We start from the raw sequence: 9190 nt of genomic DNA on the forward strand, positions 1-9190 counted from the left end.
GGGGAGGGGCAGGGAGGGGGGTAAGCCGCGGGCGAGAGCCTCGCGGTATCCGGAACACGCGGACGACACGCGATGAACCTCGACGACATCCGCGCCTTCGTGGCCGTGGTCGACACCGGATCGGTCGGCAAGGCGGCGCTGTGCCTCAACCTCACCCAGCCGGCCATCTCGCGCCGGGTGCAGCGGCTGGAGGAGACGCTCGGCGTCACGCTGCTCGACCGCGACTCCAAGCCCGCCCGCGCCACCCGGGCCGGCGAGTCGGCCTATCGGCGCTGCGTCGCGGTGCTGCGCGCCGCCGAGGCGCTCGCCCGCGACAGCCGCTCGACCATCGCGGCCGGACCCCTGCGGGTCGGCCTGACGCTCGCCCTGTCCGAGGCCGTGCTGGCGCCGGCCATCGAGGCGGTGCGGGCGCTCTGCCCGGGCGTCGCGCTGCGCCTCGTCGCCGACCGCTCGTCGGTGCTGCGCCGGCAGATCGCCGACGGCCAGCTCGATGCCGCCGTGGTCGCCGAGAAGCCCGAGCGGCCGCTCGACCCGGGCCACGCGACGACGCTCGGCACCGAGCGCGTGCTGGTGGTGGTGCCGGCCGGCAGTCCGCTGCCGGAGCGCGCCCGGGTTACCGATCTCGCCGGCCAGCACTGGGTGATCAACCCGGACGGCTGCGGCTTCCGGGCCCAGCTCGACCGCGCGCTCGCCGACCGTGGCGCGCCCGTCGAGGTCGTCGCCGAGACCTGGGGCGCCGGCCTGCAGCTCGCGCTGATCGCCCGCGGCATCGGCATCGGCCTGATCCCGGAGCGGCTGCTCGCCGAGTCGCCCTGGCGCGACAAGGTGCGGGTCGTGACGGTCGACGACTTCGCCCCGGCGCTGACCGCCTGGATGGTCACGGCCGGCCCGCTCGGCCCCTTCGACGCCGCCATCGAGGCGATCGCCGCCACGGTGCGGGGGTTCTTGGAGGAGGAGCCGCGCGAGCCTGAGCGGTCGCGCCGGGCCGCGCGGGCGCCCGTGAGCCACGATTGAATCCCGAAATCGTCTCGTCGTAGGATTCCGCTAGGCTGGCAGCACGACGCCGGATTCGGGGAGGGTCGCGATGAGCAAGCGTGGTGCCCGACGCAAGCCTGTGCCTCCGTCGAAGCCGGCACGCCCGGCGAAGGCCGCGGCTTCCAAGAAAACGACGCGACCCGCAGTACCGTCGGCCCGAAGCGCCGCCACCGAGCGCCGGCCGCGCACGACCTCTCGAAAGCCTAACGGCCACGCCGCGCCGCCGCCGCACGGCGAGGTGATGCGCAACGCTCTGGAGAAGGCGGCGATCGAGACGCTGTGGCCGAAGGTGGCGCGCAACGGCGCCCGCAAGCCGCCGAAGAACTACAAGTATGTCGAGGAGCTGGCGCGCCTCCAGTACGAGCTGATCAAGCTGCAGGAGTGGGTGCGCACCCGCGGTCTGCGCGTCGCCGTGCTGTTCGAGGGGCGCGACGCCGCCGGCAAGGGCGGCGTGATCAAGCGCATCATGGAGCCGCTGAACCCGCGCATCTGCCGGGTCGTCGCGCTCGGCACGCCGACCGAGCGCGAGCGCGGCCAGTGGTACTTCCAGCGCTACGTCGCCGAGCTTCCGGCCGCCGGCGAGATCGTGCTGTTCGACCGCTCCTGGTACAACCGTGCCGGCGTCGAGCGGGTGATGGGCTTCTGCAGCGAGCGCGAGTATCGCGAGTTCCTGCACGCCTGCCCGGTGTTCGAGGACATGCTGATCCGCTCCGGCCTGATCCTGATCAAGTACTGGTTCTCGGTCAGCGACGCCGAGCAGGAGAAGCGCTTCGTCGAGCGCGCCCGCAATCCCTTCAAGCGCTGGAAGCTGTCGCCCATGGATCTCGAGTCGCGCGCCCGCTGGGTCGACTACTCGAAGGCCAAGGACGAGATGTTCGCCCACACCGACACCAAGAAGAGCCCGTGGAACGTGGTCGACGCCGACAACAAGAAGCACGCGCGGCTCAACTGCATCGCCCATTTCCTGAAGCAGATCCCCTACGGCCACGTGCAGCCGGCCACCATCGAGCTGCCGCCGCGCCAGGCCGACGACGGCTACAAGCGCCCGAAGAAGTCGAGCCAGCGCTTCGTGCCGGCCGTGTACTGAGGCTCGTTCTGCCGCGCGATCGTCATGCGCGCCGATCCGAGTGCTGACGAAGCACCGAAGCGTCTCCTTCGTCGTGCTCCGCGGAGGCGGAGCACCCAGTACGCCGCGGCCATTCGACCGAACGAAGTCGAGCCAGCGGATACTGGGTGCTCCGCCTGCGCGGAGGACGACGGTCGAGAGGCTGTAAGCCCACGCTCGACTTGGCGTCAGAAGGTACGGGCCGGGCGACGACGGCTGGGTGCATTCAGACTCCCGTAAGCATTGTGGCAGACCCGAGTCCGCCCCGCGCCTGCCTGCGTCGTGATCACGACCTGCCGCATTTTGTTCCGTGAAACCGTCATACGAATCACGTAGCTTTGATCGCATGGCAGCTCGTGGATGGTTCGGTCGATGAGCAAGAGGACGACGCCGACACCCCCGGATCGTCGTCGCGCCGCCTCCATCGACTTCGCCGCTGCCGGCCGGCTTGCCGGCGATCCCGCTTCTTCCGACATTGCCGATCCCTGTACTGCCGGCACGCGGACCGCCGCGGCCGACGCTGCGTCCTTCGGCGACGCGCACGCCTTCGACGCTTTTTTCTTCGACCTCCCGTCCTCACCAGAACCTGTCGCGAGACGCGGTGCGAAGGCATCGGCGTCGTCCCGTCGATTCGGCGAAAGGAGTCAGTCCTTGGGCAAGCAGTCCAGCAAGAAGAAGCGTCGCAGCGAGCGGTCGGTCGACACGGCCGAGATCATCGCCTTTTCGGGCGCCAAGTTCTCCGGGGACAAGTTCTCCGCCGACAAGTTCTCGGCTGCCCGGGCGCTCCCGCCGATCGAGCCGCTCACCGAGGCGCAGGGCGCGTATCTGGCGGCGCTGCGGTCGAGCCCGCAGGTGATCGTCGTCGGTCCCGCCGGCACCGGCAAGACCTGGATCGCCGCGACCTACGCGGCCGATCTCTACCGCACGCGAAAGATCGGACGCATCGTGCTGTCGCGGCCGAACGTGCCGTGCGGCCGCTCGCTCGGCTTCTTTCCCGGCTCGCTGAACGAGAAGTTCGCGCCCTGGGCCGCCCCCGTGATCGAGGCCATCAAGGAGCGCATCGGCAAGGCGGCGTTCGACATCGCGCTGAAGAACGGCGACATCGAGATGGTGCCGTTCGAGGTGATGCGGGGACGCTCCTGGAAGGACGCCTTCGTGCTGCTCGACGAGGCGCAGAACACCACGCCGGCCGAGATGAAGACATTCCTCACCCGGGTGGGCGAGAATTGCCTCACCGTGGTCGACGGCGACGTCAGCCAGTGCGACCTCCCCGCCGAATCCGGCCTCAGGACCGCCATCGATGTGATCAGGATGCGCGACCTGCCCGTGCCGGTGATCGAGTTCGGCCGCGCGGACATCGTCCGCTCCGGCCTCTGCGCCATGTGGGTGGAGGCCTTCGAGACGCTGGAGGCGCAGCCGCGCGGCTGACGGCGTTTATTGCTCCGTCGTCCCGGGGCGGCGCGTCAGCGCCGAGCCCGGGACCCATAACCCCTGTCTGTCGTGAGCCACGATTACCGGGCGTATGGATCCCGGGTTCGCGAACCTGCGGTCCGCGCCCCGGGATGACCAGTTCTGTAACGCCGTCGCTTGCGTGGTCGGACGGAAGGCTCAGAACCGCTCGGGCCGCACCACTTCGACGTCCGACACGGTGACGAAGCCGATCTGGTGCGACACCAGCGCGAAGACGCCGGACAGCACCGCGTCGAGCCGGCTCTCGTCGACGATCGTGATCAGCATCACCATCTGGGTGGCCGAGCCGACCTGGCCATCGGCCGTCCAGTCGCCGTGGCCGCCGTGGCCGGACAGCACCGGCACCACCGACCAGCCGCCGACGCCGGTCTCCTCCAGCCGTGCCGTGATCCGCCGCAGCAGCGGCGCCTCGACGACGATCTCGATGCGCTTCTTCGGAAAGGTCTGCATGGCGAGGTCTCCGGAGCGGGGCGGCGCCGTCACGCCGCGATGCGGCCGGCGAGCGCGATGTAGAGCGGGATGCCGACGAGCAGGTTGAACGGGAACGTAATGCCGAGCGAGAGGGTGAGCGCGACGGCCGGATTGGCCTGCGGCAGGGCGAGCCGCATCGCCGCCGGCACGGCGATGTAGGAGGCCGACGCGGCGAGCGTGATCAGCACCGCGGTGCTGCCGAGCGACAGGCCGATCGCATGGGCGAGCGCGCCGGCGACCGTGCCGCCGATCAGCGGCATCACGATGGCGAAGGCGCCGACCGGCACCGACAGGTGCCGCCGTCCCTGCGCGAGGCCGCGCCCGGCGACCAGCCCCATGTCGAGCAGGAACAGGCACAGCACGCCCGGGAAGGCGTCGACCAGGAACGGCTTCAGCAGGGTGGCGCCGCGCTCGCCCGTCGCCGCGCCGATCGCGAAGGCGCCGATCAGGATGACGATCGAGCCGTTGAATGCCACCTCGCGCAGCAGCGCCGCGCGGCTCTCGCCCGCCTCGGCACCGGCACCGTCGGTCCGGCCGCGGGCGATCAGCAGCGCCGCGACGATCGCCGGCGTCTCCATGGCGGCCGCGACCGCGACCATCCAGCCGTCCCAGGCGATGCCGAGCTGGCCCAGCATGCCGGTGACGGCGACGAAGGTGACGGCCGAGATCGAGCCGTAATGCGCCGCGACGGCCGCCGCGTTCACCGGATCGAGCCGCGAGGTCGTGCGCAGGATCAGATAGGCGAGGAACGGCGTCGCGAAGGAGAGGGCGATGCCAGCCGCGATGGTCGCCAACATGGTCGCGTCGACGCCCTGATGCGCCACCTCGACGCCGCCGCGAAAGCCGATCGACATCAGGAGATAGAGGGCGAGCAGCTTCGCCACCTGATCGGGCACCGAGAGGTCGGAACGCGCCAGCGCCGCGGCGACCCCGAGCACGAAGAACAGCACCATGGGCGAGAGAAGGTTCTGCAGCGCCAGCGCGAGCATGGTCGGTCGGTCCTGAGTTGCCCCGCGGCGCGATGCGGCGGGCGAGCGGGGCGCGACCCTAGACGCGGTTGCAGCATGGCAGAAATTGATTATAGAAAGTTCTATCATTGCCGAAATTGATGGTATCGCCGTGCCCCGCTCCCTGCTCAACCTCGATCTCGACCTGGTCCGCACCTTCGTCGCCATCGCGTCGCTCGGCAATTTCACGCGCGCCGCCGAGAGCCTGCGACGCCAGCAGTCGACCGTGTCGCTACAGCTCCAGCGGCTCGAGGACGCGATCGGCCGCAGGCTCCTGGAACGCAATCCGCGCAGCGTGCGGCTGACGCCGGACGGCGAGGTGTTTCTCGTCCATGCGCGCCGCCTGCTCGACGTCAACGACGAGCTGGTCGCGCGGGTCACCGAGCCGGCCCTGCACGGCGTCGTGCGGCTCGGCACGCCGGAGGACTTCGCCTCGCGTCATCTGCCCGAGGTGCTGTCGCGCTTCGCCCGCGCCTATCCGGCCGTGGCGCTGGAGGTGACCTGCGATCTCACGCTGCATCTCATCGATCGCTTCCGCCGCGGCGGCTTCGATCTCGCGCTGATCAAGCGCGAGCGGGTCGGCGAGGCGGCCGGCATCCGGGTCTGGCGCGAGCCCTTGGTGTGGGTCACGGGCGAGCCCGAGCCGCAGGAGCGCGACGGGCCGCTGCCGCTCGTCGTCTCGCCGAGCCCCTGCGTCTACCGCAAGCGCGCCACCGAGGCGCTCGACAAGGCACGGCGGCCGTGGCGCGTCGCCTACACGTGCGGCTCGCTGGCCGGCTCGCTCGCCGCCGTGCGGGCCGGCCTCGGCGTCACGGTGCTGCCCAAGGACATGGTGCCGGACGATCTGCGCGTCATCGACGGCGGCCCGCTGCCCAACCTGAAGGACACCGAGATCGCGCTCCTCCAGCGCGACCGCCTGTCGCTGCCGGCGCAGCGCCTGAAGGAGCACATCGTGCGGTCGCTGGGGTAGGGGAGCCGCAGCCTCGTGTCCCGGGCGCGACGCGCCGCGAACCGGGACCGAGGGGCGACATCCGAGATTGTCAGGTTGCTCTTGCCGTGCGGCCCTGGGCCCCGGCTCTGCAGCGCATCGGGCCGGCGGCCCGATGCGCCTTGTCCGGGGCACGGCGGCGAAAACGCGTGCGCCGCGTCTCACTCCGCGCGTCTTACTCCGCCGCGACGATGCGGGGATGCGGCGGCGACGGCTCGCCCGACGGATGGATCAGCGCGTCGACCTTGCGCACATGGGCGACCGAGCGGCGGGCGTCCTCGCTGTGGGTGAAGATGTCGAGCGTCTCGGTCTCCTCGTCGGTGACCGGGGTGAGCGCGACGTCGGTGTAGGGGCGGCGTGCCTGCTCGCGCCGGGCCTTTCGGCGCAGGAGATCGAGGTCGATCCAGTGCTTCGCCATCAGCACGTGCTTGGCGACGACCTCGAACAGGACCTTCGGATAGAACGACCACACCGGCTCGATCGGCAGGCCGGGCCGTCGGTCGCGCCGCGATTTCAGGCGGAATCCGCCGACCTGCAGCGGGTGCACCTTTTCGATGCGCAGCGCCGCCGAGAAGATGAACAGCACGGCGAGCAGCCGCGACAGGCCCATGCCGGTCGCGGCGGCGCGGCGGAAGATCGTCAGCGCGTGCGCCGGCGTGTAGTAGGTCTCCCACGCCTCGCGATAGATCGCCTCCCACTCCGCCTTGCTCATCGTCGGATGCGCCGTCACGGCGTGCTCGAGGTCGTACTTGTTCATGTCGGGGTCCATGGCGACCCCCTTCAGCCACAGCGTCTTGTGGTCCTCCGAGCCGGGCAGTGGCGTGAGGAAGAAGAACTCCAGGATGTCGAGCGGCAGCTCGCGCTTGATGATCTCGATGTCGGCCCGGATCGAGTCCGGCGTGTCGCCCGGGAAGCCGAGAATGTAGCCCGCATAGGTCAGCACGCCGGCCGTCTTCCAGGCGAGCAGCATGGTGCGGTACTCGGTGATCTTGTTCTGCCGCTTGTTGGCGGCCATCAGGTTTGCCGGGTTGATGTTCTCGAGCCCGATGAAGACCCGCGTCACGCCGGCGCGGCGCGCCTTCTCGACGAAGCCCGGGATGCGGTGACACAGCGTGTCGACCTGGATGATCAGGCGGATGTCGATCCGCTCCTCCTCCCGGATCTTGATGATCCGGTCGAAGATCGCTTCCCAGTCCTTGTTACGCGCGAAGTTGTCGTCGGTGATGAAGAAGCGCTTGATGCCGTGCGCCCAGTGACGGCGGATCAGCGCCTCGACGTCGTCGGGCGTTCGGCGGCGCGATTTCCGGCCCTGCACGTTGATGATGGTGCAGAACGAGCACTGGAACGGGCAGCCGCGCCCGGCGTCGAAGCTCGCATGGTGGTCGAACACGCGGCCGACCGTCTCGCGCGGCAGGAACGGGACGGGCGCGTTCTCCAGGCCCGGCAGGTCGTGCATGTAGTCGTAGATCGGCGCGAGCCGACCCGCCGCCGCGTCGGCGAGCACCCGGTCGATGCGCCCCTCCGCCTCGCCGGCGAACAGGCTGATGCCGAGCTCGAGCGCCTCCTGCAGGTCGGCCGGCCGCGCGGGCAGCATCGCGAGCTGGCCGGAGACGTGGAAGCCGCCGATCATCACGGGAACGCCCGCGGCGCGCAGCGGCCGGGCGATGTCCATGGCGCGCGGGAACTGGTTCGACTGCACGCCGACAAGCCCGACCATCCCGAGGCCGCCATGACGGCGCATCCGCGCGACGAGCGCGTCGACCTTGATGCGCGAGTTCGTCTCGTCGATCGCCGTGATGTCGAAGGCGACGTCGGGGCCCAGCACCTGCCGTTCGGCGGCGTCGGCGGCCAGCGCGTGGACGCAGGCGAGCGAGTTCGCCGGGATCGACGAGCGCAGCCACTGAATGACGTAGCCGTCGTCGTCGTAATGCGACGGCTTGATCAGCACGAGCTGGAATCGGCGTGTCGCGACGCTCGCAGCCATGGCTGTCCCCTCTCCAGGAGCGATCGTGCATCCGCGGAGCTACTTAAGCTGGTTCCGGGAGGAGAGTGCAAGCCGCAACTGGGAGTAATACTGCCTTACCAACCGCGAGGATATGACCGCGCCGGCAGGATCGACGATCGATGCCGGCCTCGGAATCCCGGACCGTCATGCGCGGGCTCGACCCTGCGTCATCCCCAAAAAAGGAGGGCGATCGTCGAACGCGGGATGGTTTGCCGGGCGAGCCGGGCCATGATGGAGACAGGCAGAAGCCGCGGCCGCCGATGCGAGGGCGGGCGTTTCGGCGTCAGAGCCGGTCGGAGATCTTCTCGGCCGGCGGCGGCAGCGAGGCGTCGCCCCAGGCCGGGCGGTCGGCGCCGTCCCCCCACTTGCGCGGGCGGTAGAAGGTGTGGACGCCGATCTTGTCTAGCTTGTGCATGGTCCGCACCCACCACGGCCGCACCCAGTAGGCGTGGTAGTGCGTCGCCTTGCCGACGTCCGGCAGCCAGTGCTTGCCGTCGAGCGTCTCGGCGGCGACCTGCTCGGCCCGTGCCCAGGCGTCCGGCTCGGTGATCTTGTCCTTGATGCCGTCGCACGCGAAGGTGAACTGGCAGGACAGATGGCGGTGGGCGTTCTGGTAGACGACGCCGCAGACGTCGGCCGGATAGTAGCCGGAGAAGACGCGGTTCATCACCACCTGGGCGACCGCGATCTGGCCACGCAGCGGCTCGCCGCGCGATTCGAAGTAGACGGCGTCGGCGAGGCACTTCTCGGCCTTGGCGCGCTCGCCGCCGTAGAGGCCGAGGCGCTCGGCCGGGCTGCGCAGCGCATGGCCGCCGCCGATCACCACCTCGCCCTTGCGGACGATCGTCTCGCCGCCGTCCGGGTCGATGGCGGCGCTCAGCGTCTCGGGGCTCGGCGTGATCTCGTCCAGGGCGGCGAGCTCGGTCTCCGGGCTCGGAGCGAGCGACACGCGGTCGGGCGACCACGGCTGCAGCGCGCCGGTCGTGTCGGCGAGCGGCGTCGCGCCGAAATAGACGTTCGCCGTCATCAGGGTCGGCGACAGCGCCTCGCCCAGCGTCGGCACCGCGGTGTCGGGGTGGAAGGGTTCGTCGTCGGCGGGCGCTATCGGC

The 9190-nt window shown here is 70.2% G+C and carries 8 protein-coding genes; 4 read left to right on the forward strand and 4 right to left on the reverse strand.

Annotated elements, in window-relative coordinates:
• Positions 1–72: 72 nt before the first annotated feature.
• The 3 genes from CCR97_RS06925 to CCR97_RS06935 all read left to right on the forward strand — a co-directional run bounded on the left by CCR97_RS06925 (position 73) and on the right by CCR97_RS06935 (position 3568).
• Positions 73–1014, forward strand: a complete 942-nt coding sequence (locus tag CCR97_RS06925; RefSeq protein WP_111359070.1) for a LysR family transcriptional regulator — start codon at positions 73–75, stop codon at positions 1012–1014.
• Positions 1015–1276: 262 nt separating this feature from the next.
• Positions 1277–2122 (forward strand): polyphosphate kinase 2, encoded by an 846-nt coding sequence (gene ppk2 / locus CCR97_RS06930; protein ID WP_111359071.1) that lies wholly within the window; start codon positions 1277–1279, stop codon positions 2120–2122.
• Positions 2123–2851: 729 nt separating this feature from the next.
• Complete coding sequence (locus CCR97_RS06935) at positions 2852–3568, forward strand: PhoH family protein (RefSeq protein ID WP_420826064.1); 717 nt, start codon at positions 2852–2854, stop codon at positions 3566–3568.
• A 180-nt stretch (positions 3569–3748) separates the two neighbouring features.
• Here the strand turns inward: CCR97_RS06935 and CCR97_RS06940 are convergent, their stop codons facing one another.
• Both CCR97_RS06940 and CCR97_RS06945 read right to left on the reverse strand, forming a co-directional pair.
• Positions 3749–4060: a DUF190 domain-containing protein gene (locus tag CCR97_RS06940; RefSeq protein WP_111358083.1), complete on the reverse strand. Its 312-nt coding sequence runs from the start codon at positions 4058–4060 to the stop codon at positions 3749–3751.
• Positions 4061–4089: 29 nt separating this feature from the next.
• Positions 4090–5070, reverse strand: coding sequence for a sodium-dependent bicarbonate transport family permease (locus CCR97_RS06945; protein WP_111358082.1), 981 nt, complete (start codon positions 5068–5070; stop codon positions 4090–4092).
• Between the two features lie 130 nt (positions 5071–5200).
• On the opposite strand from CCR97_RS06945, the gene CCR97_RS06950 reads away from it, so the two are divergent.
• Positions 5201–6058, forward strand: a complete 858-nt coding sequence (locus CCR97_RS06950) for a LysR substrate-binding domain-containing protein (protein ID WP_111358081.1) — start codon at positions 5201–5203, stop codon at positions 6056–6058.
• Positions 6059–6251: 193 nt separating this feature from the next.
• Here the strand turns inward: CCR97_RS06950 and CCR97_RS06955 are convergent, their stop codons facing one another.
• Entirely contained in the window at positions 6252–8060 is a 1809-nt protein-coding gene (locus CCR97_RS06955) for a B12-binding domain-containing radical SAM protein (RefSeq protein ID WP_111358080.1), read from the reverse strand.
• Between the two features lie 304 nt (positions 8061–8364).
• Positions 8365–9190: cell wall hydrolase (locus CCR97_RS06960; protein ID WP_201159404.1), on the reverse strand; the 826-nt coding region annotated here is incomplete at its 5' end.

The organism is Rhodoplanes elegans (genome assembly GCF_016653355.1).
In the GTDB taxonomy this organism is placed as follows: domain Bacteria; phylum Pseudomonadota; class Alphaproteobacteria; order Rhizobiales; family Xanthobacteraceae; genus Rhodoplanes; species Rhodoplanes elegans.